This is a genomic window from Cupriavidus sp. SK-4 (genome assembly GCF_000611125.1).
Classification (GTDB): Bacteria; Pseudomonadota; Gammaproteobacteria; order Burkholderiales; family Burkholderiaceae; genus Cupriavidus; species Cupriavidus necator.
The window spans coordinates 8,900-32,072 of the sequence record NZ_JFJW01000016.1; the positions used below are offsets into that span (position 1 = coordinate 8,900).

Consider the following 23,173-nt stretch of genomic DNA (forward strand, 5'->3'; position numbering starts at 1 on the left):
CAGGTGAACGACTGCTTCGGTACGGCGGTGCTGCGCTGACGACTGCAGGCCTACACGATCAGGATGGCGCGGAAGTCATTCACGTTGGTGCGGGTCGGGGCGGTGACGATCAGGTCGTCCACGCCGGCAAAGAAGCCGTAGCCGTCGTTGTTGTCCAGGTGCGCGCGCGCCGACAGCCCGCGCGCGGTGGCGCGGGTCAGGGTGTCTGGCGACAGCAGCGCGCCGGCGTTGTCCTCGGAACCGTCGATGCCGTCGGTGTCGCCGGCAATCGCGTGCACGCCGGCCAGGCCGTCGAGCGCCACCGCCAGGGCCAGCAGGAACTCGGCATTGCGCCCGCCGCGGCCCTTGCCGCGCACGGTCACGGTGGTCTCGCCGCCGGACAGGATCACGCAGGGCTTGCTGAAGGGCTGGCCGCGCTGCGCGACCTGGCGCGCGATGGCGGCATGCACTTCGGCCACTTCGCGGGCTTCGCCCTCGATGCAGTCGGACAGGATGTGGGCCTCGTAGCCCAGTTCACGCGCGCGCGCGGCCGCGGCCTCCAGCGATTGCTGCGCGGTGGCCAGCGTCACGTTGCGGTGGCCTTCGAAGCGGGCATCGCCGGGCTTGGGCGTTTCGCCTGCGCCGCTTTCCAAGTAGGCGCGCACGTTGGCGGGGACTTCAATGCCGTACTTGGCGATGACGGCCAGCGCGTCGGCGCAGGTGGTCGCGTCGGGCAGCGTCGGGCCGCTTGCGATCAGGGTCGGGTCATCGCCGGGGATATCGGAAATCAGCAGCGTCTCGACACGGGCCGGTGCGCAGTGCAGCGCCAGGCGTCCGCCCTTGAGCGCGGACAGGTGCTTGCGCACGCAGTTCATTTCGCCGATGCTCGCGCCGCTTTTGAGCAGCGCCTTGTTCACGGCCTGCTTGTCGGCCAGCGTCAGGCCCGGCGCAGGCGCGGCCAGCAGCGCGGAGCCGCCGCCGGAAATCAGGCACAGCACCAGGTCGTCGGCGGTGAGGCCTTGAACCAGTTCCACCATGCGCTGCGCGGCGCGCGCACCGGCTTCATCGGGAACGGGGTGAGCGGCTTCGACCACTTCAATGCGCTGGCAATCGGCGCCATGGCCGTAGCGCGTCACCACCAGGCCCGACAGCTCGCCTTGCCAGTTCGCCTCGACCGCCTGCGCCATCGCGGCAGCGGCCTTGCCGGCGCCGATCACTACCGTGCGGCCCTTGGGTGGCGTGGGCAGGTGCGGCGGCAGGCAGTGGCTGGCGCTGACGGAAGCGACCGCGGTGTCGAACAGGTCGCGCAGCAACGCGCGCGCGTCGGACTGTCCGGGATGCGCTGCGGCGCGCTGGGGCGAGAGCAGGGCGGCTTGAGGTTCGGTGGCGAGCATGAAAAGTCCTGGTGCTGACGGGGAAAGCTAGTCGTCCCCGCAGGGCGGGGACGACGTGTTTGCTGCTTACTTGGCGATCTGGTGGTTAGACATGATCTCGATCGCGCGGCACAGGGCCGAATGGTCCTGCTTGCCCAGGCCGTTGGCGGCGCAGGTATTGAACAGCTCCTGCGCGGTGGCGGTGTTGGGCAGTGCCACGCCCAGGGCCTTGGCACCCTGCAGCGCCAGGTTCAGGTCCTTCTGGTGCAGCTCGATGCGGAAGCCCGGGTCGAAGGTGCGCTTGACCATGCGCTCGCCGTGCACTTCCAGGATGCGCGAGGCCGCAAAGCCGCCCATCAGCGCCTGGCGCACCTTGGCCGGATCAGCGCCGGCCTTGGAGGCGAACAGCAGGGCTTCGGACACGGCCTGGATGTTCAGCGCGACGATGATCTGGTTGGCCACCTTGGTGGTCTGGCCGTCACCATTGCCACCGACCAGCGTGACGTTCTTGCCCATCAGGTCGAACAGCGGCTTGACCTGGTCATAGGCTTCCTGCGGGCCGCCGACCATGATCGTCAGCGAAGCAGCCTTGGCGCCCACTTCACCGCCCGACACCGGCGCGTCCAGGTACGAGGCGCCCAGCTTGTTGATGCGCGCGGCGAAGTCCTTGGTGGCGATCGGCGAGATCGAGCTCATGTCGACCACGATCTTGCTGTGGCTGGCTTCCTTGCCGGCGGCCTTGAACGCGGCGGCAACGCCCTTTTCGCTGAACAGCACGGCTTCCACGTGCGGGGTGTCCGGCACCATGATGACGATGATGTCGGCACGCTTGGCGACTTCCTCGGCGCTGGTGCAGACGGTCACGCCTGCATCGACCAGCGCTTGCGGGGCCGGGTTGACGTCATGCACGAACAGCGTGTGGCCGGCGGCGCGCAGGTGGCCCGCCATCGGTGCGCCCATGATGCCCAGGCCGATGAAGCCGACGTTGCGATTGGTTGCCATTGTGGTGTCTCCTTGATTAAGAACTGAATCGAAGCCAGCGGTTTTGGGTGCGCCAAAGCCGCTCGAACTGGCCTAAGTAAGGTGTTCTCCCTCTCCCCTCATGGGGAGAGGGTCGGGGTGAGGGGTGGTTTGGCCAGGAGCCACATCGAGCGGAGCCTTCGGTTTCTTGAAAGCTCCATGGCTCCGGCAAGCGCCGGCCCTCACCCCCGCCCCTCTCCCGCAAGCGGGAGAGGGGAGCAAACAAGCGGGATTGGAAGACTGACAGGCTGTTACTGCACGCCGTGCTCGGCGCGCCAGCCCAGGCCGGCTTCGGTGGTGGTCTTTGGCTTGTATTCGCAGCCGATCCAGCCGGTGTAGCCGATCTCGTCCAGGAACTTGAACAGGTACTGGTAGTTCAGTTCGCCGGTGCCGGGTTCGTTGCGGCCGGGGTTGTCGGCCAGCTGCACGTGCTTGATCTTCGGCAGGTTGGCCTTGATGGTGTTGGCGATCTCGCCTTCCATCCGCTGCATGTGGTAGATGTCGTACTGCACGTACAGGTTGGGCGCATTGACCTGGTTGATCAGGTCCACCGCCTGCTGCGTGCGCGACAGGAAGAAGCCGGGGATGTCGAAGGTGTTGATCGGCTCGACCAGCAGGTCGATATGCTCGGCGGCCAGCGCGCTGGCGGCGAAGCGCAGGTTTTCCACCAGCGTTTCCTGGGCCTGCTCGCGCTTGACGTTCTGCGGCTGGATGCCGACCAGGCAGTTCAGCTGGCGCACGCCCAGCACCTTGGCGTACTTGATGGCCTCGCCCACGCCGTCCTGGAACTCGCCGACGCGGTCCGGGTGGCAGGCAATGCCGCGCTCGCCCGCTTCCCACTTGCCGGCGGGCAGGTTGTGCAGCACCAGGTCCAGCTGGAAGCGGTTCAGGCGATCAGCGATCTGGTCCGCGTGGAAGGCATAGGGGAAGAGGAATTCCACGCCGCGGAAGCCCGCGCGCGCGGCGGCTTCGAAGCGGTCGAGAAAACCCACTTCGTTGAACAGCATGGTGAGGTTGGCCGCAAGTTTAGTCATGAGTCTCTCCGGTTTAGTTGTGTTGTCGTTCTGCCGGTGCAGAACCGGTGATGCAGGGGCGCTGGATTTGCGCGGGCCGTAGCCCGCGCTTCCATGTTGGAATGGTGCTGCTTACGCCGTTTCCACTTCTTCCTTCAGGATCGCTTCCTCGATGTCCTCGAGGTCTTCGATCGGCTCGAACTCGTTGACGTTGTCGATCTCGGTGCCCATCGCGATATTGGTCACGCGCTCCAGGATCACCTCGACCACCACCGGCACCGAGAACTCGGCCATCAGGTCGCGCGCTTCGGCAAAGGCCGGGGCGATGTCTTCCGGCTTGAACACGCGGATCGCCTTGCAGCCCAGGCCTTCGACCACCTTGACGTGGTCCACGCCGTAGCCGTTCAGTTCAGGCGAGTTGACGTTGTCGAAGGCCAGCTGCACGCAGTAGTCCATCTCGAAGTTGCGCTGCGCCTGGCGGATCAGGCCGAGGTAGGAGTTGTTCACCACCACGTGGATATACGGCACCTTGAACTGCGCGGCCACGGCCAGCTCTTCGATCATGAACTGGAAGTCGTAATCGCCCGAGATCGCCACCACATCCGAATCCGGCGAGGCGGTCTTCACGCCGATCGCGGCCGGGATGGTCCAGCCCAGCGGGCCGGCCTGGCCGCAGTTGATCCAGTGGCGCGGCTCATTGACCGACAGGAACTGCGCCGCGGCGATCTGCGACAGGCCGATGGTGCTGACGTAGCGCACGTCGCGCGGGAAGTACTGGTTCATCTCGCGGTACACGCGCTGCGGCTTGACCGGCACGTTGTCGAAGTCGCTCTTGCGCTGCATGGTGCGGCGGCGCTTCTGCACGTCGGCCACCCACGACTTGCGGCACGGCAGGCGGCCGGCCATCTTCATTTCGCGGGCAACTTCAACGAACAGTTCCAGCGCGGCCTTGGCGTCCGACACGATGCCCAGGTCCGGGCCGAACACGCGGCCGATCTGGGTAGGCTCGATATCGACGTGCACGAACTTGCGGCCCTTGGTGTAGACATCGACGCTGCCGGTGTGGCGGTTGGCCCAGCGGTTGCCGATGCCCATCACGAAGTCCGAAGCCAGCAGCGTGGCGTTGCCATAGCGGTGCGAGGTCTGCAGGCCGACCATGCCGGCTTGCAGCGGGTGGTCGTCGGCGAGCACGCCCCAGCCCATCAGGGTCGGCACCACCGGCACGTTGACCAGTTCGGCGAACTCGACCAGCAGCTCCGCCGCGTCAGCGTTGATCACGCCGCCGCCGCACACGATCAGCGGGCGCTCGGCCGCGTTCAGCATCGAGATGGCCTTCTCGATCTGCGCGCGCGAGGCAGCCGGCTTGTACGGCTGCAGCGGCTGGTAGGTGTCGACATCGAATTCGATCTCGGCCACCTGCACGTCGAACGGCAGGTCGATCAGCACCGGACCCGGGCGGCCCGAACGCATGATGTGGAAGGCTTGCTGGAACACTTGCGGCACCAGGGCCGGCTCGCGCACGGTCACGGCCCACTTGGTCACGGGCTTGGCGATCGATTCGATATCGACGGCCTGGAAGTCTTCCTTGTACAGGCGGGCGCGCGGGGCCTGGCCGGTAATGCAGAGGATGGGGATCGAATCGGCCCAGGCCGAGTACAGGCCGGTGATCATGTCGGTGCCGGCGGGGCCCGAGGTGCCGACGCAGACGCCGATGTTGCCGGGCTCGGCGCGGGTGTAGCCTTCGGCCATGTGCGAGGCGCCCTCGACGTGGCGGGCCAGCACGTGGTTGATGTTGCCCGACTTGCGCATTGCCGAGTAGAACGGGTTGATCGCCGCGCCCGGCACGCCGAATGCCGTGGTCACGCCTTCCTTCTCCAGCACGGCGATTGCCGCGTCGATTGCTCTCATCTTTGCCATGATCTTGTCTCCAGTGATGGTGTGAATTCCGTTGGAGTCGATCCTATTCCCGCAGGTGGGGTGGGATAAACAGAAGGGAGATCAGTTGATTCGATACCTGAGGTACGCAATATCGCCTTGGAAGCCAGATCGGATGGTCGGCGGGCGTACGCCGGGGTACGCAATTGGATATGTGGTGTGACGGTACGGGCACGCAGCGCAGCGGTGGGTACGGGCCGGCGCCGGCGGGCCGCCGCTACGCAGTGCGGCAAAATGGCGGGATTCCTCGCCATCCGGGCCGACCATGTATTCCAGGCTGCCGTCTACCTACGAACTGCTTGAAGCGCTTGCCGCCGCGCCGCCCGGGCCGGCCGCCGACCCTCCGGCACCGGGCGGCCGCCTCGGGCGCGCGCTGTGGGTGGGCTTTATCGCGGCGCTGGTCGCGACCATCCTGAGCGGCGCGGCCCTGGCCGTCTGGCGGCTGTGGCTGAAGCACCCGGTGCCGCCGTGGTCGCTGCGGACCTTCGAGGCGCTGCTGGCCCTGTCGGCCGCCTGCTATGTCGGCGCCGGACTCACGCGCGCCGGCACCGTGCTGGCCAGGCTGCGCCATCCGCTGCGCTGGCAGGCCGCCGAGATGGATCGCCACAGCGTGGCCGAGGATGCGCTGCTGCGCCGGCTGGCGCGCATCCCGCCGCCGCAGCTGCAGGCGCGCCAGCGGCGCGTGGTGTTGCAACTGCGGTTGTGGGAAGGTGCTGCGCGCATCCTGGCAATGCTGCTGGCACTGGCGCCGGCCGCGGCCGTGGTGGCCGCACTGCCGCGCCAGCAGGCCATGGCCGGGGCGCTGCTGTGGCTCTACGGCGTGATGGTGGTGACCGGCGCGGCCTGCTACCTGTACCTGCACGTGCAATGCAGCCGGCCGCTGCGGCGGCTGGCCCATGTGCTGGGCGAAGCGGCCGAGATGAACGCGCAGGTCAGGGCGCGGGCGGCTCCGGCCGCCTGATTCCGCACCGGCGCGGGGTGACGCGGCGTGCCCCTGGCAGCGACCCTGACGCGGCCGTATGCGCATGCCGCGATCCTGTCCATCAGCCGCGCAGGGATGTCACATCCCCGGGGATGCCGCACAATGGCGCCCGGGAGACGAATATCCGATGGACAAACTCAAGCAAATCGAAGCCTTTATCGCCGTGGTGGAGCACGGCAGCATGGCGGCCGCGGCGCTCACGCAGAACGTGACGCCGGTGATGATCGGCCGCCGCATCAACGCGCTGGAAGCCCGCATCGGCGTCAAGCTGCTGCACCGGTCCACGCGCCGCATCGCCGTGACCGAGCAGGGCGCGGTGTTCATGGAGCAGTGCAAGAAGGCGCTGGCCGACCTGGACCGCGCCGAGATGCTGATCGCCGAAGGCAAGCACAAGGCCACCGGCCACCTGATCGTTTCGGCACCGGCGGCGTTCGGGCGCAAGCACGTGGCACCGCACGCGCCGGCGTTCCTCTCGGCCAACCCGGAAGTGCAGATCTCATTCAACCTGACCGACCGCGTGGTCGACCTGGTGCGCGAAGGCTATGACGTCGGCATCCGCATCGGCGGCGCCATCGACCCGAACTTTGTCGCGATCAAGCTGGCGTCGAACAAGCGCGTGGTGTGCGGCACGCCGGCGTACTTTGCCAGGTACGGCGTGCCGCAGACGCTGGACGACCTGGCCCAGCACAACTGCCTGGCGTTCAACCTGCAGGGCGGCCAGCAGCGCGGCTGGTACTTCAGCCAGAACGGCAAGACCGTGACCGTGCGCGTCAACGGCAACCTGGACTGCAACGACGGCGAGCTGCTGCACCGCTGGACCGGCGAGGGCCTGGGCCTGGGCTGGCGCTCGACCTGGGAAATCCTGCCGCAGCTGGAGAGCGGCGAGCTGATCACGGTGCTGGACGAATACGCGCTGCCGGCCTACGACATCCTTGCCGTGTACCCGCAGCAGCGCCCGGTGCCGGCCAAGATCCGTTTCTTCATCGAGCACCTGAAGGCGCAGTTCGCGCGCCCGGGCTACTGGATGGACACGGCGGGCGGCAACTGAGGCCGCCGCCGAGCGCGATGCCGATCACAGCCTGGCTGGCCGACCTGGTGGTCATCGTGCACGGGCTGTTTATCCTGTTCGTGGTGGCGGGCGGCCTGCTGGTGTTGCGCTGGCCGCGTGTCGCATGGCTGCACCTGCCGGCGGCGGTGTGGGGCGTGCTGATCGAATGGTCCGGCTGGATCTGCCCGCTGACGCCGCTGGAAAACATGCTGCGCCGGGCCGCGGGGCAGGCGGGCTACAGCGGCGGTTTTGTCGAGCGCTACCTGTTGCCGCTGATCTATCCGGCCGGGCTCACGCCCGCGGTGCAGCTGTGGCTTGGCCTGGTGGTGCTGGTGGTCAATGTGGCAGTCTATGCGTTGTGGTGGCGCCGCCGGCGAGCCGCGCGGCACCACCACTGAGCGGCTTGCTTCAGCCCGCCGGCTCGAAGCGCGGCGCGCGCTTCTGCATATTGGCCAGCACTGCCTCGCGCTGGTTGGGCGAGCCGACCAGCCGGTCCTGCTCATCGGACTCGGCCTGCAGGATGGCGGCATTGTCGCCGCGCTCCACCACTGCCATCAGGCGCTTGGCGGCACGGATCGCATCCGGGTTCTTCTGTGCCACCTGGCGCGCGGCTTCCAGCGCCGCGGCGCGCGGGTCGTCGGCGAGGTAGGTGCCCAGGCCCAGTTCGCAGGCTTCGGTGCCGCTCAGCACGCGCGCGCTGTAGATCAGCTCGCGCAGCACGTCGGGGCGCACCAGGCCGCGCGTGAGCACCATGCCGGCCATGTCGGGCACCAGCCCCCACTTCATTTCCATGACCGACAGCCTGGTATCGGGCGCGACGTAGCGTACGTCCGCCCCCAGCGCCACCTGCAGCCCGCCGCCGAAAGCCACGCCGTGGACCGCGGCGAAGACCGGCACCGGCAGTTCGCGCCAGACCATGCACGCGTACTGCGGGCGATTGGACATGCCGTTGGTACGCTTGCCGAGGCGGCCCGCGCCGATGCTGTCGTTGTGGGATTCGCCGCCACCGTCCGACAACATGCCCGCCATGCGGCCCATGTCCAGCCCCGCGCAGAAGGCGCGGCCTTCGCCTGACAGGACCACGGCGCGCAGGTCGGGCATGCGCGCGAGTTGCTCGCCGGTCTCGATCAGTGCGTCGAACATGGCCTGGTCGAGCGCGTTCATCTTGTCGGGGCGGTTCAGGCGGACGTCGGCGACGCCGTCTTCGATCGTGACGAGGATACGTTCATTGCTGCTGGCGCTCATGCGCTGGCTCCTTGGAATGTGGGTTCTCAACGGCCCTTGAACTGCGGCTTGCGCTTCTCCATGAAGGCAGCCACGCCTTCCTTGCAGTCATCGCTGCGGCTGGCGCGCGACTGCAGCGTGGCTTCCACTTCGAGCTGCGCGGCCAGGTCGTTGTCGAAGCTCTGGTTGAGGGCTTCCTTGATCATGCCGTAGGCCATGGTCGGCATGGTGGCCAGGTGGCGGGCCAGCTTGCCGGCCTCGTCCTGCAGCGCGTCGTCGGCGTGGACCTTCCACACCAGGCCGATGCGCTGGGCTTCCTCGGCATCGATCTTCTCGGCCAGGATGGCCAGCGCGCGGGCGCGCATCTCGCCGGCATAGCGCGGCACGAAGTAGGTGCTGCCGGCGTCCGGGACCAGGCCGATCTTGGAGAATGCCTGCAGGAAGCTGGCCGAGCGAGCCGCCAGCACCACGTCGCCCGCCAGCGCCAGGCTCATGCCGGCACCGGCGGCCACGCCGTTGACCGCGGTGACGACCGGCTTGGGCATCTGGCGCAGCGTCATGATGATCGGGTGGTAGCGCTCGCGCAGCAGCGTGCCGGAATCGGTGATGCCATCCTTGCCGCGCGCGGCCAGGTCGGCGCCGGCGCAGAAGCCGCGGCCCGCGCCGGTGATCAGCACGGCGCGCACCGCGGCGTCGCCGGCGGCGCGCTCAACGCCCTCGCGCAGCTCGCGCATCAGGTCGCCGTTCATCGCGTTGAGCACGTCCGGGCGGTTCAGGGTCAGCGTGGCCACGCCTTCGCTGGCTTGATAGAGGACGGATGCCGTCATGGGGGGTCTCCTGGTCTCGTGGTCGGTATTCGGTACGGTGATTACTGCGGCTTCTTCAGCGCATCGGCCGAGGCGTCGCCCAGCTTGCTGCCGCCGTCGCAGTCGAGGATGGTGCCGGTGACGTAGTGCGCGTTGTCGCTGCTCAGGTACATCGCGGCATCGGCGATATCGTCCTTGGTGCCGTAGTCGCGCAGCGCCAGGCGGGCCTTGTAGCGGGCCTCGACCTCGGGCGTGGGCGCCAGCCGCGCCATGCCTTCGGTGTCGGCGATCGGGCCGGGCGAGATACCGTTCACGCGCACCCCGGCCGGGCCCCATTCCATCGCCAGGCACTTGATCAGCATGTTGATGCCGGCCTTGGCGGCGCAGGCATGGGCCTGGAACATCATGGCGTTGACCGCCTGCGGCGCGGTGATCGCGATCAGCGACGCACCCGGCTTGGCCAGGTGGTCGAAGCTGGCGCGGAACACGTTGAAGGTGCCGAGCAGGTCGATATCGACCACGGTCTTGAAGGCATTGGCCGACATGCCGACCACGGGCGCGAGGAAGTTGCCCGCGGCGCCGGAGATCACCACGTCGATCGGGCCCAGTTCGTCCTGGGCGCGCGCGAAGGCCGCTTCCACGGCTGCATAGTCGCGCACGTCGGCGGCCATGCCGATGGCGGTGCCGCCGGCCGCGGTGATGGTGTCGGCGGCGGCCTGGATGCGCTCGGCGGTGCGGCTGATCAGCGCCAGCTTCGCCCCGGCGCGCGCGAAGCCGTGCGCGATGCCGAGGTTGATGCCGGAGGAGGCGCCGGCGACGAATACGGTCTTGCCGGCAAAGGCGTCGGGGCGGAAGGCACTGGGCATGGGAAGTCCTCTCGATCGATGGTCAGGCGATGCGGGCCGCGATCCGGCGTCAGGCAGGACCGTGGCGTTGTGAAATGCAGGGGAGGGCTAGCGCCGGCGGCGTGGCTGCACGGCAGGTATCGCGCGATGGCGCATGACGGTCTCCATGGTTCTGTTCTGGTGTGCGTCCGCCCCGGATGCTGCGGGGGACGGCGCCGGCCTCTGGCTTGGGCCTCCGGCATCCTAACCCGAAGCCGGGATTCGATTTCGCGTATTGCCGGCAATGCCGGCCACCGCGGACGCAACAATGGGGGCGCCGGGAACGCCGCCCGGGCGCTGCAACTAGCTGGCGGGAAAGGGAAAAACGGGTGCGGGACTGCGTCGCGGCCAAGGGGCGGGACAGGGCGCCATTCCGCAGCGCAAAACCCAGTCCTCAGAAAAAAGAAAGCCCGCACACCGTTGCAGCGTGCGGGCAGCCTTCCGACGATGAGGTGCCGAAAGGCGGAGTGCTCATGAAGTGCGCCCCCGCGTCTTCATGGCGGGGTCAAGTGTGCGCGCGGGCGGCAGCAGCCGCTTTGACTCACGTCAAGCGGACGCCTACGCGAGCAGCGCGGTCACCAGGTCCTTGCCGCGCGACACCGGCGCGGTTTCCTCGAAATGCAGCGCACCTTCCACGTGGCCCAGGTGGTCCACCATCAGCGTGACGGCCCGCTCGACATCGCCGGCCCGGGCGGCTTCGATGAATTCGCGGTGCTCGTCCGACGAGCACGCCGCGTCGCGGCGCGACTGGTAGAGCATGGTGATGACCGCGCTGCGCGTCGACAGCTCGCGCATCATCTCGGTCAGCACGCCGTTGCCCACCACCTCGGCCAGCACGATATGGAAGTCGCCCAGCAGCCGGGTGCGCACCTGCGCATCGTTGCCACCCAGCGCCTTGCGTTCGGCCGCCAGGTGGCGGTCGATGCGCTTGTAGTCGGCCGGGGTCGCCTTGGCAACGAACTCGCGCGCCAGCGCCGCTTCCAGGATGCGGCGCACCGCGAAGACCTCGCGCGCCTCCTCGGCGCTGGGCTTGGCCACGAAGGCGCCCTTGTCGGGCACGATCTGGATGACCTTGTCCTTGGACAGCATCAGCAGCGCCGCGCGCACCTTCGTGCGGCTGACGCGGTAGACACTGGCCAGGGCCTCCTCGCGCAGCTTGGTGCCGGGCGGCAGGCGGTGCGAAACGATGGCCGCGACTATGTCTTCGGCGATCGCTTCGGCGGTCATGTCAGGATCGATATGCTCGGGCATGGCAGCGCACTTGCGCAGAGGCTGCGCGGTTGGGGAGATGCGTGATTCTAGCGCCCTGGCACCGGGACAGGAGAACCGGTGGTGACGCCGTCCTCCGCCATCGCGGCCAGGCCAGCATCCAGGTCGGTCGCTTCAATGGTGCCGTTGAGCACGCCATGGGCCCGTTCGCGATCGATATCCTTCTCCCAGGCGGCCACCACCACGGTCGCCACGCAGTTGCCGATCAGGTTGCCGAGCGCGCGGGCAATGCCGATGAACCAGTCCACCGACAACACCAGCACCAGCCCGATGGCGGGAATCGCCGGGTGCGCCGACAGCGTCGCCGCCAGGATCACGATGGCCGAGCCGGGGATGCCGTGCGCGCCCTTGGAGGTGACCAGCGCCACCGCCAGGATGCCAAGCAGGTCGGCCATCGCCAGCGGCGTGTTGGTTGCCTGGGCGATAAACACCGCGGCCAGCGTCAGGTAGATCGAGAACGCATCCAGGTTGAACGAGTAGCCGGTTGGGATCACCAGGCCCACCACCGACTTCTTGATGCCCATGAACTCCAGCTTCTTCATCACCTGCGGCAGCACGCTGTCCGACGAGGCCGTGCCCAGCACCACCAGCAGCTCGGCGCGCAGGTAGCGGATCAGCTTGATCACCGAGAAACCGCACACGCGCATGATCGTGCCCAGCACCACCAGCACGAAGATGATCACCGCGCCGTAGAACAGGAACACCAGGAAGCCCAGCTGCTTGAGCGAGCCGATGCCGTACTTGCCCACGGTGAAGGCCACCGCGCCCAGCACGCCCAGCGGCGCCAGCTTGATGATGAAGCCCATCATCTTGAACAGCGTGTGCGAGAAGGTGTCGATCAGCCTGACCAGCGGCCGGCCCGGCTCGCCCACCAGCGACAGCGCGCAGCCGAACAGGATCGACACCAGCAGCACCTGCAGCACGTCGCCGTTGGCAAAGGCGCCGAACACGGTGTTGGGGATCAGCTTGAGCAGGAAGTCGACCGTGCCCTGGTCCTTCACCTTGGTCGCGTTGTCGATAAACCCGGCGATGGCCGACGCATCGAGCGAACGCGGGTCGACATTCATGCCGACGCCGGGCTGGAACACATAGGCCAGCAGGATGCCCAGCGCCAGCGCGATGGTGGTGACGATCTCGAAGTACACCACCGCCTTGATGCCGACGCGGCCGACCTTCTTCAGCTCGCCGGCGCCGCAGATGCCGGCCACCACCACGCAGAACACGATCGGGCCGATCAGCATCTTGATCAGCTTGATAAAGGCATCGCCAAGCGGCTTGAGCTTGGCGGCGAATTCAGGGAATGCCAGGCCGAGTGCCGTGCCAATCACCAGGGCAATCAGCACCTGGCCGAACAGCGAACGGGTGAAGCGGATGTGCAAGCGGGGCTGGGGGGCGCTGGGGCGGGGCTGCGAGGGAACTGCATGCTGCATGGTTGTCTCCGTACCGGGCCGGTCCGGCGCCTGTGCATTGGCTGGCGCTGGCTGGCCCATCTGATCCAGGAATCACCGGCTGCCCCGTACTGCTCTACTGGCGGGTGGCTGCCGGCCTTACGTTCCGTGCGGGGCTTCCGGGTCGGGAGCGCGCCACTTCGCGGATAGCCCCCCTGTTGAGGCGGAATCCACGCAATCGCCTGTCCGGACCGGATTGTCCGCGGCAAATTGTCTGAACGTGGAAGCGAATATAGTGCATATCATTTTTGTATGCAATTTTTGAATTCACTGTGCTAACATGAATCGCACAGAATAGAGCTTCGGCCCGGGCGCCACGCCCGCGCCGGCAGGCCTTGCGGCAGACGCCGGCGGGCCTTGCCGGACCACCCGCCGCGGCGTTCACGCACTTCCAGCAGGAGACAACGCATGGCAGCAAATCCGTCGCCGTCCGCCGCAGAGACTGGCACGCGCATCATGGCCTGGGCCGACGCCCTGGCCGTCCACACCGAGCAGCCCGGCATGCTCACCCGTACCTACCTGACCGAGGCCCACCACGGCGCCGCCGCGCAGCTGACCGAATGGATGCAGCAGGCCGGCATGACGGTGCGGCGCGATGCCGCCGGCAACGTGATCGGCCGCTATGAGGGCACCTCGCCCGATGCGCCGGCACTGCTGACGGGCTCGCACTTCGACACCGTGCGCGACGGCGGCCGCTATGACGGCAACCTCGGCGTGATCCTGCCGACCGCGTGCGTGGCCGAATGGAACCGCCAGGGCAAGCGCTTCCCGTTTGCGATCGAGGTGGTCGGCTTTGCCGAGGAAGAGGGCGTGCGCTTCAAGGCCACGCTGCTGGGCAGCCGCGCCATCGCCGGCACCTTCGACAACAACGTGCTGGACAACGTCGACGACAGCGGCAAGACCATGCGCCAGGTGATGCGCGAGGCCGGTTTCGACGCCGCTGCCTTGCCCGCCGCCAAGCATGACCGCAGCAAGGTCGCGGCCTTCATCGAAGTCCATATCGAACAAGGTCCGGTGCTGCTCAATGAAAACCTGCCGGTGGGCGTGGTGACCGCCATCTCCGGCGCCACCCGCTTTATCGTCGAGCTCGAAGGCCTGGCCGGCCACGCCGGCACGGTGCCGATGGACATGCGCCGCGACGCCGCCATGGCCGGGGCCGAGATCGGCCTGTATATCGAGAAGCGCTGCGGCGGCAAGCCGGGCCTGGTCGGCACGGTCGGCCAGTTCAACGTGCCCAACGGCGCTGCCAACGTGGTGCCGGGCCGCGCCGTGTTCTCCATCGACATCCGCGCGGGCGCTGACGCCGAGCGCGAGGCCGCCGTCAACGACGTGCTGGCCGAGATCGAACGCGTGTGCGCGCGCCGCAACGTGCGCGCGCAGGTGCGCAAGACCCATGAGGCGAAGAGCGTTCCCTGCGCCCCGTGGCTGCAAGAGCAATGGGCCGCCGCGATTGCCCGCCAGGGCGTGCCGGTGCGCCACCTGCCGTCGGGCGCCGGCCACGACGCCATGGCCATTGCCGCCATCGCCGACGTCGCCATGCTGTTCGTGCGCTGCGGCAACGGCGGCATCAGCCACCATCCCACCGAAACCATGACCGCCGAGGATGCAGCCCTGTCCGCGCGCGTGTTCAGCGATTTCGTCGAGCACTTCCGCCTGCCGCAGTAAGCCAGCGCAGATTCCCCGGAACCCACCCGAACCCCTCCGTAGTTAAGAGAACAAGTCATGACCGCACGAGACAATATGAACCCCACTGAAACCACGCTGACGCAATTCATCGACCAGCATCGTCCGGAACAGGAAGCCTTCCTGGCCGAACTGGTCAAGGTTCCCTCGGACAACCCCGCAGGCGACTGCGACGCCCATGGCAAGCGCGCCAAGGAACTGCTGGAGGGCCTGGGTTTCGCGGTGGAGGCGCACAAGGTGCCGGACGAGCTGGTAAAGGCAGCCGGCATGATCAGCGCCACCAACCTGATCGTGCGCAAGCAGTTCGGCACGGGCGGCCCGACCATCGCCATGAACGCCCACGGCGACGTGGTGCCCCCGGGCCTGGGCTGGACCAAGGACCCGTACGGCGGCGAAGTGGCCGACAGCGAGCACGGCCCGGTCATGTACGGCCGCGGCGTGGCGGTGTCCAAGTCTGACTTCGCCACCTACACCTACGCCGTGCTGGCGCTGATGGAGGCCGAGAAGCAGGGCGCCAAGATCAACGGCGCGGTCGAGCTGCAGTTCACCTATGACGAGGAAACCGGCGGCGACATCGGTCCCAAATTCCTGCTCGACAACAACCTGAGCAAGGCCGACTACGCCATCTCGGCCGGCTTCTCATACGGCATCACCTCGTCGCACAACGGCTGCCTGCACGTCGAAGTGACGGTCAAGGGCAAGCAGGGCCACGCCGCCATGCCGCACACCGGCGTGGATGCGATCGAAGCTGCCACCCACATCCTGCAAGCCATCTACGGCCTGCGCGCCGAGCTGGCCACGCGCAAGTCGAAGGTGCCTGGCATCGACACCGCCACGCTGAACGTGGGCCTGATCAAGGGCGGCATCAACACCAACGTGGTGCCTGACCTGGTGACCTTCCGCGTCGACCGCCGCATGATCCCCGAGGAAATCGGCTTCGACGCCGAAGGCGAGATCCGCGCCGTGGTGGAAAAGGCCGCCAAGGACCGTCCGGGCATCGAAGTGAAGGTCGAGCGCATCATCCTGGCCGAGCCGCTGTCGGAACTGCCGGGCGTGGAAAAGCTGATCGGCGCGCTGAAGAGCCGTGCCGAATCCGTGTTTGGCGTGGAGATCCCGGTGCAAGGCGTGCCGCTCTACACCGACGCGCGCCACTACACCAAGCGCGGCATCCCGACCGTGCTGTACGGCGCTGGCCCGCGCACGCTGATGGAAGCCCGCGGCCATAACTCGGACGAGAACCTGCGCCTGAACGACCTGAACCGTGCGACCAAGGTGGTGGCGCTGGCGCTGTCGGACCTGATGAAGTAAGGCTTGGGCGCCGGCAGGCGCCGGGCTTTGCTGCGCAAGACGCCACGGAGGAATCCGTGGCGTTTTTGTTCTTTGGGGCTTGGCTGAAGCCGTGCAGGTCGATCCGCCTACGCCGGCAGCGTCGTCGCCCCCACCCCCAGCACCCGCTGCATCAGCACCGTATCGATCCACTGCCCGTGCTTGAACCCCACCGCCTCCAGCCGGCCGACAGTGCGGAAGCCCAGCCGCTCATGCACGGCCAGCGAACCGGTGCCTTCGCCGCCTGCGGTGCAGGCGATCACGGCGACCATCTGGCGCCAGGGCCCGGTTTCGCAGCGGGCGACCAGTTCGGCCAGCAGGGCCTGGCCCAGGCCCTCGCCGACGCGGCGGTGGTCGATATAAATCGAATCCTCGATGGCAAAGCGGTAGGCGCTGCGCGCGCGGTAGGCCGACGCATAGGCATAGCCCAGCACCTCGCCGTCGCGCACGGCGACCAGATAGGGCAGGCCCTTGCGCTGCACTTCAGTAAAGCGCTGCTGCATCTCGTCCAGACTCGGCGGCGCTTCCTCGAACGAGGCGCGGCCGTGCAGCACATGGTGCGCGTAGATGGCGTGGATGGCCGGAACGTCGGCGGGCATGGCGTCGCGCAGGGTGAAGGGCTTGCGCGTGCCGGCGGACGGCGTCGTGGCGGAAACGGTAGTGGAAGTCATCGGGAATGGCGACCTATGCAAGGACTTGGGGCGATGCAGGATGCGTGCCGGGCACATGCACCAGCCTGATGCTGCGCGAGGTCCGGAGTCTTGTATATAGTGCGGATTGATTTGCACCGCATTAGTGCCAACGCCCCGGGGCGGGGCACGGCAACGACAAGAAAGGACCCTGTCATGATCACCATCTACCACAACCCCCGCTGCTCCAAGTCGCGCGAAACGCTCGCCCTGGTCCAGGCCGCCAGCGAGCGGCTGGGCGAACCGGTGGAAATCGTGGAATACCTGAAAGAGCCGCCGTCGCTGGCCACGCTGCGCCAGTTGCACACCATGCTGGGCGTGCCGGTGCGCGAGATGCTGCGCGACAACGAAGCGCCGTACGCCGAGCTGGGCCTGGCCGATCCCGGCCTGACCGAGGCAGAGCTGCTGGCCGCCGTGGCCGACAACCCGATCCTGTTGCAGCGTCCGGTGGTGGTGCGCAACCGCCGCGCCGCGATCGGCCGGCCGCCCGAGAACGTGGCGCCGCTGCTGGCCTGAGCCAGCCAATCCACGGCCCCAAATAAAACCGGCCCCCACGTGGTGGGGGCCGGCCGGTGCTTGAGGCAAACAGCTTCAGGCGGGTCGTCTAATGAACACCCAGCCAGTGCATGGCCTCCTGACCGAAAGCGATGGCCGCCAGCACGACCAGCAGCACCACCAGCGTCACCGTGCTGACGTATAGCGTGGCCTTGGCGACTTCGGCGTCCTCATCCGAGGTGTGGCGATGGGTAATGGGCGTGGCGCCCCGCGTGGCATGCGGCCAATGGATCCGGCCAGCCAGGTCTCTCAAGTGCAGGTCGGTATGAAAACGCATGATCGACACCTCCTCGGCAGGCGCCGCGCGATCCGGGCAACATGGCTCAAACGGCATATGGCGTGGCTGCGCAAGTGCGCCGGATAGTCTGTGGCTCGTTTCGCCCGGTACGCCATATCCGCTTCTACTATAGGCGCGCTGGCGTGAGATGCGAACGCAAAGCCTGCAAGGGGCGTGCCGCCGCGGCTGCCGCGGCGCAGCAACCGTTCAGGGTTGCCCGGACGGAGGTGAGGGCTCGCTAGCGTCCGCTGCGGCATCGGACGCTAGGCTGGCCAGTGCGGCCTCGCGCTCACGCAGCGTAGTCAGCATGTTGCAGAACAGCGCACCCTGTTCGAGCGCATCGTCCAGCGCCACATGGGTGTGCGGCAGCGGATCCATCCAGGCGGCTGGGAAGGCCGCCTTGACGGTCTTGCGGTACGGGCGCCCGGTCAGCGCAAAGCCCAGCGTCTTGATGTCGAGGGCGGCCCAGCCAAAGGGCGAGCGCCCGGCGAACCGCATCATGTACCAGAACATCCAGGCGAAATCGAAGCCCGCCGGGAAGGCCACGAAGACCGGCTTGCCGGGCAGGCTCTCGACCCATTCGACATAGCGGACCATGGCGTCCTCGGGGCGCTGCAGGTCGCGCCGGCAGGCGCTCCAGGCTTCGGGCTGGGTTTGCCACCACTGCATCTGCACCGGGTGGCCGGCGGCGCCGGGCAGGGTCTCGAGGTTGGCGGAGAACGTGCCCACCACGGTCTTGTCCGCCAGCATCGCCGCGGACGCGAACGACAGCATCGAATGCGGGCCCGGGATCGGGCCGTCGGCTTCCACGTCGGTGCTGACGTAGATTTCCGGGCGGGTGTCGGGCGCCTGTCGCTTGGCCACGGCCTCAGCCCACGTCGATCAGGTGATCGGCCACGAACGGGTTGTTGCGGCGTTCCTCGCCGAAGGTCGAGACCGGGCCGTGCCCGGGGATGAAGGTCACGTCCTCGCCCAGCGGCCACAGCCGCGTGCGGATCGAGCGGATCAGGTCGGCGTGGTTGCCGCGCGGGAAGTCGGTGCGGCCGATCGAGCCGGCGAACAGCACGTCGCCCACCACCGCCAGCCGGTTGGCGCGCGAGAAGAACACCACGTGGCCGGGCGTGTGGCCGGGGCAGTGGTAGACCTCCAGCGTCTCGTTGCCGAACTGCACGGTGTCGCCGTTCTCCAGCCAGCGGTCTGGCTCGAAGCTCTCGGCGTGGCCGAAGCCGAAGCGGCGCGTCTGCTCGGGCAGCTGCTCGATCCAGAAGCGCTCGTCCTGCTGCGGGCCTTCGATCGGGATGCCCAGCTCGCGCGCGAGCGCTGCGGCGCCGGCGCAGTGATCGACATGGCCATGCGTCAGGAAGATCTTTTCCAGCGTGACGCCTTGCTCCCTGACCGCCTCGCGGATGCGATCCAGGTCGCCGCCGGGATCGCAGACCGCGGCGCGGCCGGTGCTTTCATCGATCAGCAGCGAACAGTTTTGCTGGAAGGGCGTGACAGGAATGAGCAGGGCTTTCATGGACGATTTCTTGTGCGCCGGGCGCCTTCTGGCCGGGTGCCACAGACTGGCCCGCACGGACGGCGGGCGGTGCCCAGCATTGTAGCGCCGGGCGGCGATTCACCGCCCCCGATGCAAGTCGCGTGCTTTATGCGTTACCTGCGCGAAAGCCCCGTCTCGGGCGGGAATCCCTTGCCACAAGCGGGATTCCGGGCAGATGGGCCACGATCGTGCGAAATCGCACAGATTTCGTAACAAATTGAAAGAGATAGTCGTAAAGAGTCAATGTTAGACTGCCGCCCATGTTACGGATCTCCGCTCTTGCAAAGCGCTGGCAACGGCTGGCCAAGCTCGGCGCATGCACCGCATGCGCCGTGGTGCTGGCCGCCTGTGCCACGCCCCCTGAAGGCGACAACGCAAGCAACGACAACGCTGGCGCCGTGCCCACGCGCGCGGCAAAGAACGGCAAGGCCGGCAAGACCGATCGCACCGACGCAGACAACAAGTCCGCACGTGCCTCGGACGGCGGCAGCTGGAACCTGTTCGGCTATGACGCGGATGAAGGCCGCAGCGGCAGCTCGCTGGACGGCCTGCGCGCCGACATCGGCACGTTCGAGCAGCGCGGCGTTTCGTCCTGGTACGGCAAGGGCTTCCACGGCCGCAAGACCGCCAACGGCGAACGCTTCGACATGCGCGCCATGACCGCCGCCCATCCGTCGCTGCCGCTCGACAGCTGGGTGCTGGTGCGCAACCTGCGCAATAACAAGGTAGCAGTGCTTCGCATCAATGACCGCGGGCCGTACCATGGCAACCGCATACTGGACGTGTCCTACGGCGCCGCACGCCGCCTCGGCTTTGTCGAACGCGGTGCCACCAACGTCGAAATCCGCCGCCTGACGCGCACCGAAGTGGCCGCGCTGGGTCCGCAGGTCGATGCCGGCGGCACCGAGGCCGGTGACGGCAGCGGCGACGACGACGTATCCGTGCCGGAACTGGCCAATTCGCTGGCGCCCGCCAAGGCGCGCAAGTCGACCAAGGCCGGCGGCAAGACCGTCAAGCGCACACGGCGCTGACCAGGGCAGCGCCGCCGCATGCCGCCGCGCGCTGACACCTCCGCTTTACCTTCCTCCTCCCAATCCCGGGACCACGCGCGGGCCGCGTCAGTCCTCTGCCTGCCCCGCGCGCTGCGCCAGCGCCAGCTGGTAGAGCGCATCGGTGCCGGCGCCGGTGATCGCCGCCGCCAGCTTGGCGGCGCGCTTGGCCGGCAGTTCCGCCAGCAGCAGCGCCAGCACGCGCTGGGCTTCGGCATCCGGCAAGCCATCTGCGGCAGTTGCGGCGCCAGCGCCTTCCACCACCAGCACGAATTCCCCCTTGGCCCGGTTCGGGTCGGCGGCCAGCCAGGCCGGCGCCTGCGCCATCGGCAGCACCGCGATGTCCTCGAACAGCTTGGTCAGTTCACGCCCGACCAGCAGCCGGCGCTCGCCTGGCAGGCCCGCGGCCAGCGCGGCCAGCGTGTCGGCAATGCGGTGCGGCGCCTCGTAGCAGACCCAGGCGTGGTCCAGCGCCGCCAGCCGGGCGATGGCCTCGGTGCGCGCCTTGGGCTTGCTGGGCAGGAAGCCGACAAAGGTGAAGCGGCCCTCGCCTGCATCGAGCATGTCGCCCGCCACCGACAGCGCGGCCACCGCGGCACTGGGGCCGGGCAGCGGCACCACCGGATGGCCGGCGGCGCGCACCGCCTCGACCAGGCGCGCACCCGGGTCGGAGATGCCCGGCGTGCCGGCGTCCGAGACGTAGGCGATGCGCTCGCCGGCCGCCAGGCGCGCCGCGATGCGGCCCGCGGCCTCGCGCTCGTTGTGCTCGTGCACGGCCACCAGCGGCCGCTGCAGGCCCACGCGCGACAGCAGCTGGCCGGTATTGCGGGTGTCTTCGCAGGCCACGGCGTCGGCCAGGCCAAGCACATGCAGTGCGCGCAGCGACAGGTCGGCGACGTTGCCGATGGGCGTGGCCACGACATAAAGGGTGCCGGCCGGGTAGGACTGGCTGGCCGCCAGGGAGATCCAGTCACTCATGCTTGAGAACTTCCGTTGATGCGATCATTCAAATCCACCACGCAGTTGCAAACCACACAGCTACGCGGTGCGCAGGCGGAGGACCGGGCCCTGGCACACCTGCGGCGCCAGGGCCTGGAGCCCGTGGTCCGCAATTATCGCTGCAAAGGCGGCGAGATCGACCTGGTCATGCGCGCGCCGGACGGTGCCGCTTCGACGTGGTGGCCCTGGAACCCGGCCGGCTGGACTGGCTGCAGCATGCCTTTGACCAGGATGCCGCCGGGGCTGGTTCATAATGCGCGGCAGACCCTAAGGTACGATCCGCGGATCGCAATGGCAACAACAAGGCCCCCAGAGCCATGAGTATCGACAGTATCCAGCAACAGTTTCTAGACAGCGCCGAGACCAAGCGACAGGCCGCGGCGGAGATGGCCCCCTATATCAACGCCGCCGTGGAGCGCATGGTCGGCGCGCTGACCAGCGGCAACAAGATCCTGGCCTGCGGCAACGGCGGCTCCGCGGCTGATGCGCAGCACTTTGCCGCCGAACTGGTCGGGCGCTTCGAGCGCGAGCGCCCGGGCCTGGCCGCGATCGCACTGACCACCGACAGCTCGATCCTGACCGCGATCGGCAACGACTACGACTTCAGCAAGGTGTTTTCCAAGCAGGTCGAGGCGCTGGGCCAGCCCGGCGACATCCTGCTGGCGCTTTCCACCTCGGGCAATTCGGCCAATGTGATCGCCGCCATCGAAGCCGCGCGCCAGCGCGAGATGGCCGTGGTCGCGCTGACCGGCAAGGGCGGCGGCACCATCGCCGGCCTGCTCGATGAATTCGATATCCACCTGTGCGTGCCGAGCGAGCGCACCGCGCGCATCCAGGAAGTGCACCTGCTGACCCTGCATTGCCTGTGCGACGGCATCGACGAGGCACTGCTCGGGGAAGCCTGATGCTGCCCTTCCTCCCACTCCCAACATCCAGCCACAGCAAGGACCGCATGACGAACCTGCCCACTACGCAAGCCCCCCGGAACGGCGCCGGCGCGCGCCATCCTTTCCGCACCGCCGGCCTTGGCCGCGCCAGCCTGGCCGCGGCGGCCGTGCTGGTCTGCGCCACCCAGCTCGCCGGCTGCTTCCCCGTGATCGCCGGCGCCATGGGGACCGGCGTGGCCATGGCCACCGACCGCCGCCCGGCCGCCACCCAGACCGTGGACCGCGGCCTGCAGCTCGAGGCCGAGAACACCATCAACTCGCGCTACAGCGGCCAGGCCCGCGTCAACGTGACCGTGTTCAACCGCAAGGTGCTGCTGACCGGCGAAGCCAGCAACGACACCGTCAAGCAGCAGGTCGAGCAGTATGTGCGCGGCCTGCCCAATGCGCGCGTGGTGATCAATGAGCTCGAGGTCGTCAACTCGCCCGGCTTCATGACCCAGAGCCAGGACGCCTACCTGACCAGCAAGGTCAAGACACTGATGATGACCGCCGAGGGCGTGCCGTCCAACTCGATCAAGATCACCACCGAGAAGAGCGTGGTCTACCTGCTGGGCGTGGTCACCGCCGCCGAGGGCGACCGCGCCACCGACGTGGCGCGCAATGCCTCGGGCGTGACCAAGGTGGTCAAGGCCTTCGACTACGTCAACGACACCGAGCGCGCGCGCCTGGACTCGGCTTCCACCTCGCAGAACCCGTCGCTCGACGGCAATGTCGGTACGCCGGCGCCGGTGCAGTCGGTGCCGGGCGTGGGCGGTCCGATCGATGCGCCGGCCGGGGCCGCCACGGGCACCACGGCGACCGCCAGCCCGGTCGCCGCACCGGTGACTTCGCCGGTGACGCTGCCGCCGGGCCGCAACCTGCCCTGAGCACGCGCCCGGTCCAGCTTCCGGGGCCGATCCCGACGGCGTCCGCTCATGCGGACGCCGTTTGTCCTTCTGCGGTTTTCACCGCACACGGTCCCTGGCCGATGTGCTACGGTTGCCACGCCGGCCGCCCCCAGCGGAACCCAGCGCCGGCCCCACACGGAGCGAGACCATGACAATCTTCCCCCGGCCCGCTGTATTGCTGCGGCTGGCGCTGCTGGCCGCGGCGCTGTGCGGCGCCCAGCCGGCGCTGTCGGCAGACAG

The 23,173-nt window shown here is 68.1% G+C and carries 23 protein-coding genes and 1 pseudogene; 10 read left to right on the forward strand and 14 right to left on the reverse strand.

All coding sequences use genetic code 11. The features are described from left to right. Positions 1–50 precede the first annotated feature (50 nt). The 4 genes from CF68_RS03500 to gcl form a co-directional block, all read right to left on the reverse strand. On the reverse strand, positions 51–1,373 hold the full coding sequence (locus CF68_RS03500) for a glycerate kinase (protein ID WP_035816079.1): 1,323 nt from the start codon (positions 1,371–1,373) through the stop codon (positions 51–53). A gap of 66 nt (positions 1,374–1,439) precedes the next feature. Beyond that, on the reverse strand, positions 1,440–2,354 hold the full coding sequence (gene glxR / locus CF68_RS03505; RefSeq protein WP_035816081.1) for a 2-hydroxy-3-oxopropionate reductase: 915 nt from the start codon (positions 2,352–2,354) through the stop codon (positions 1,440–1,442). A gap of 269 nt (positions 2,355–2,623) precedes the next feature. Further along, positions 2,624–3,406 (reverse strand): hydroxypyruvate isomerase, encoded by a 783-nt coding sequence (gene hyi, locus CF68_RS03510; protein ID WP_035816082.1) that lies wholly within the window; start codon positions 3,404–3,406, stop codon positions 2,624–2,626. Positions 3,407–3,517: 111 nt separating this feature from the next. Next, a complete protein-coding gene (gene gcl / locus CF68_RS03515) occupies positions 3,518–5,302 on the reverse strand; it encodes a glyoxylate carboligase (RefSeq protein WP_035816083.1) in 1,785 nt (594 codons plus the stop codon). 283 nt (positions 5,303–5,585) lie between these two features. Between gcl and CF68_RS03520 the strand changes: the two genes are divergently transcribed. From CF68_RS03520 to CF68_RS03530, 3 genes are all read left to right on the forward strand, one after another. Beyond that, entirely contained in the window at positions 5,586–6,281 is a 696-nt protein-coding gene (locus CF68_RS03520) for a hypothetical protein (protein WP_035816084.1), read from the forward strand. A 148-nt stretch (positions 6,282–6,429) separates the two neighbouring features. After that, complete coding sequence (locus CF68_RS03525) at positions 6,430–7,350, forward strand: LysR family transcriptional regulator (RefSeq protein ID WP_010812145.1); 921 nt, start codon at positions 6,430–6,432, stop codon at positions 7,348–7,350. Between the two features lie 17 nt (positions 7,351–7,367). Next, positions 7,368–7,748, forward strand: coding sequence for a DUF2784 domain-containing protein (locus CF68_RS03530; protein ID WP_035816086.1), 381 nt, complete (start codon positions 7,368–7,370; stop codon positions 7,746–7,748). A gap of 10 nt (positions 7,749–7,758) precedes the next feature. Here the strand turns inward: CF68_RS03530 and CF68_RS03535 are convergent, their stop codons facing one another. From CF68_RS03535 to CF68_RS03555, 5 genes are all read right to left on the reverse strand, one after another. Continuing rightward, the gene (locus CF68_RS03535) at positions 7,759–8,595 is read right to left on the reverse strand and encodes a crotonase/enoyl-CoA hydratase family protein (RefSeq protein ID WP_035816087.1); all 837 of its coding nucleotides are present in this window, start codon (positions 8,593–8,595) and stop codon (positions 7,759–7,761) included. 26 nt (positions 8,596–8,621) lie between these two features. After that, positions 8,622–9,401: an enoyl-CoA hydratase-related protein gene (locus tag CF68_RS03540; protein ID WP_035816090.1), complete on the reverse strand. Its 780-nt coding sequence runs from the start codon at positions 9,399–9,401 to the stop codon at positions 8,622–8,624. Positions 9,402–9,442: 41 nt separating this feature from the next. Next, positions 9,443–10,246: an SDR family oxidoreductase gene (locus CF68_RS03545; protein WP_035816091.1), complete on the reverse strand. Its 804-nt coding sequence runs from the start codon at positions 10,244–10,246 to the stop codon at positions 9,443–9,445. A 576-nt stretch (positions 10,247–10,822) separates the two neighbouring features. Continuing rightward, a complete protein-coding gene (locus tag CF68_RS03550; RefSeq protein ID WP_010812140.1) occupies positions 10,823–11,515 on the reverse strand; it encodes a GntR family transcriptional regulator in 693 nt (230 codons plus the stop codon). Between the two features lie 47 nt (positions 11,516–11,562). Next, entirely contained in the window at positions 11,563–12,963 is a 1,401-nt protein-coding gene (locus CF68_RS03555; RefSeq protein WP_035816093.1) for a C4-dicarboxylate transporter DctA, read from the reverse strand. A gap of 426 nt (positions 12,964–13,389) precedes the next feature. Here CF68_RS03555 and CF68_RS03560 point away from each other — a divergent pair, with 426 nt between their 5' ends. Together CF68_RS03560 and CF68_RS03565 are read left to right on the forward strand one after the other, a co-directional pair. Then, positions 13,390–14,646, forward strand: coding sequence for an allantoate amidohydrolase (locus tag CF68_RS03560; RefSeq protein WP_035816095.1), 1,257 nt, complete (start codon positions 13,390–13,392; stop codon positions 14,644–14,646). A gap of 57 nt (positions 14,647–14,703) precedes the next feature. Next, positions 14,704–15,972, forward strand: coding sequence for a M20/M25/M40 family metallo-hydrolase (locus CF68_RS03565; protein ID WP_035816096.1), 1,269 nt, complete (start codon positions 14,704–14,706; stop codon positions 15,970–15,972). Positions 15,973–16,079: 107 nt separating this feature from the next. Here CF68_RS03565 and CF68_RS03570 read toward each other — a convergent pair whose 3' ends face one another. Continuing rightward, positions 16,080–16,661, reverse strand: a complete 582-nt coding sequence (locus CF68_RS03570; RefSeq protein ID WP_035816097.1) for a GNAT family N-acetyltransferase — start codon at positions 16,659–16,661, stop codon at positions 16,080–16,082. Positions 16,662–16,835: 174 nt separating this feature from the next. Here CF68_RS03570 and arsC point away from each other — a divergent pair, with 174 nt between their 5' ends. Beyond that, positions 16,836–17,195 carry an arsenate reductase (glutaredoxin) gene (arsC, locus tag CF68_RS03575; protein ID WP_035816098.1) on the forward strand — a complete coding sequence of 120 codons (360 nt, stop codon included), beginning with the start codon at positions 16,836–16,838 and terminating at the stop codon, positions 17,193–17,195. A gap of 88 nt (positions 17,196–17,283) precedes the next feature. Here arsC and CF68_RS03580 read toward each other — a convergent pair whose 3' ends face one another. From CF68_RS03580 to CF68_RS03590, 3 genes are all read right to left on the reverse strand, one after another. Further along, positions 17,284–17,511, reverse strand: coding sequence for a hypothetical protein (locus tag CF68_RS03580; protein WP_010812133.1), 228 nt, complete (start codon positions 17,509–17,511; stop codon positions 17,284–17,286). A 207-nt stretch (positions 17,512–17,718) separates the two neighbouring features. Beyond that, positions 17,719–18,375, reverse strand: a complete 657-nt coding sequence (locus tag CF68_RS03585) for an exonuclease (protein ID WP_035816101.1) — start codon at positions 18,373–18,375, stop codon at positions 17,719–17,721. Between the two features lie 4 nt (positions 18,376–18,379). After that, complete coding sequence (locus tag CF68_RS03590) at positions 18,380–19,030, reverse strand: MBL fold metallo-hydrolase (protein WP_035816102.1); 651 nt, start codon at positions 19,028–19,030, stop codon at positions 18,380–18,382. 281 nt (positions 19,031–19,311) lie between these two features. Between CF68_RS03590 and CF68_RS03595 the strand changes: the two genes are divergently transcribed. Further along, complete coding sequence (locus tag CF68_RS03595) at positions 19,312–20,082, forward strand: septal ring lytic transglycosylase RlpA family protein (RefSeq protein WP_200872521.1); 771 nt, start codon at positions 19,312–19,314, stop codon at positions 20,080–20,082. Positions 20,083–20,169: 87 nt separating this feature from the next. On the opposite strand, the gene rsmI is transcribed toward CF68_RS03595, so the two are convergent. After that, positions 20,170–21,078 (reverse strand): 16S rRNA (cytidine(1402)-2'-O)-methyltransferase, encoded by a 909-nt coding sequence (gene rsmI / locus CF68_RS03600; protein WP_035816103.1) that lies wholly within the window; start codon positions 21,076–21,078, stop codon positions 20,170–20,172. 18 nt (positions 21,079–21,096) lie between these two features. Here rsmI and CF68_RS35960 point away from each other — a divergent pair. The 3 genes and pseudogenes from CF68_RS35960 (at position 21,097) to CF68_RS03610 (ending at position 22,912) form a co-directional block, all read left to right on the forward strand. Continuing rightward, positions 21,097–21,353, forward strand: a pseudogene (locus CF68_RS35960) (YraN family protein). Between the two features lie 63 nt (positions 21,354–21,416). Beyond that, positions 21,417–22,004, forward strand: coding sequence for a phosphoheptose isomerase (locus CF68_RS03605; protein WP_035816105.1), 588 nt, complete (start codon positions 21,417–21,419; stop codon positions 22,002–22,004). A gap of 47 nt (positions 22,005–22,051) precedes the next feature. Next, positions 22,052–22,912 carry a BON domain-containing protein gene (locus CF68_RS03610; RefSeq protein ID WP_035816107.1) on the forward strand — a complete coding sequence of 287 codons (861 nt, stop codon included), beginning with the start codon at positions 22,052–22,054 and terminating at the stop codon, positions 22,910–22,912. The last annotated feature ends 261 nt before the right edge of the window (positions 22,913–23,173 follow it).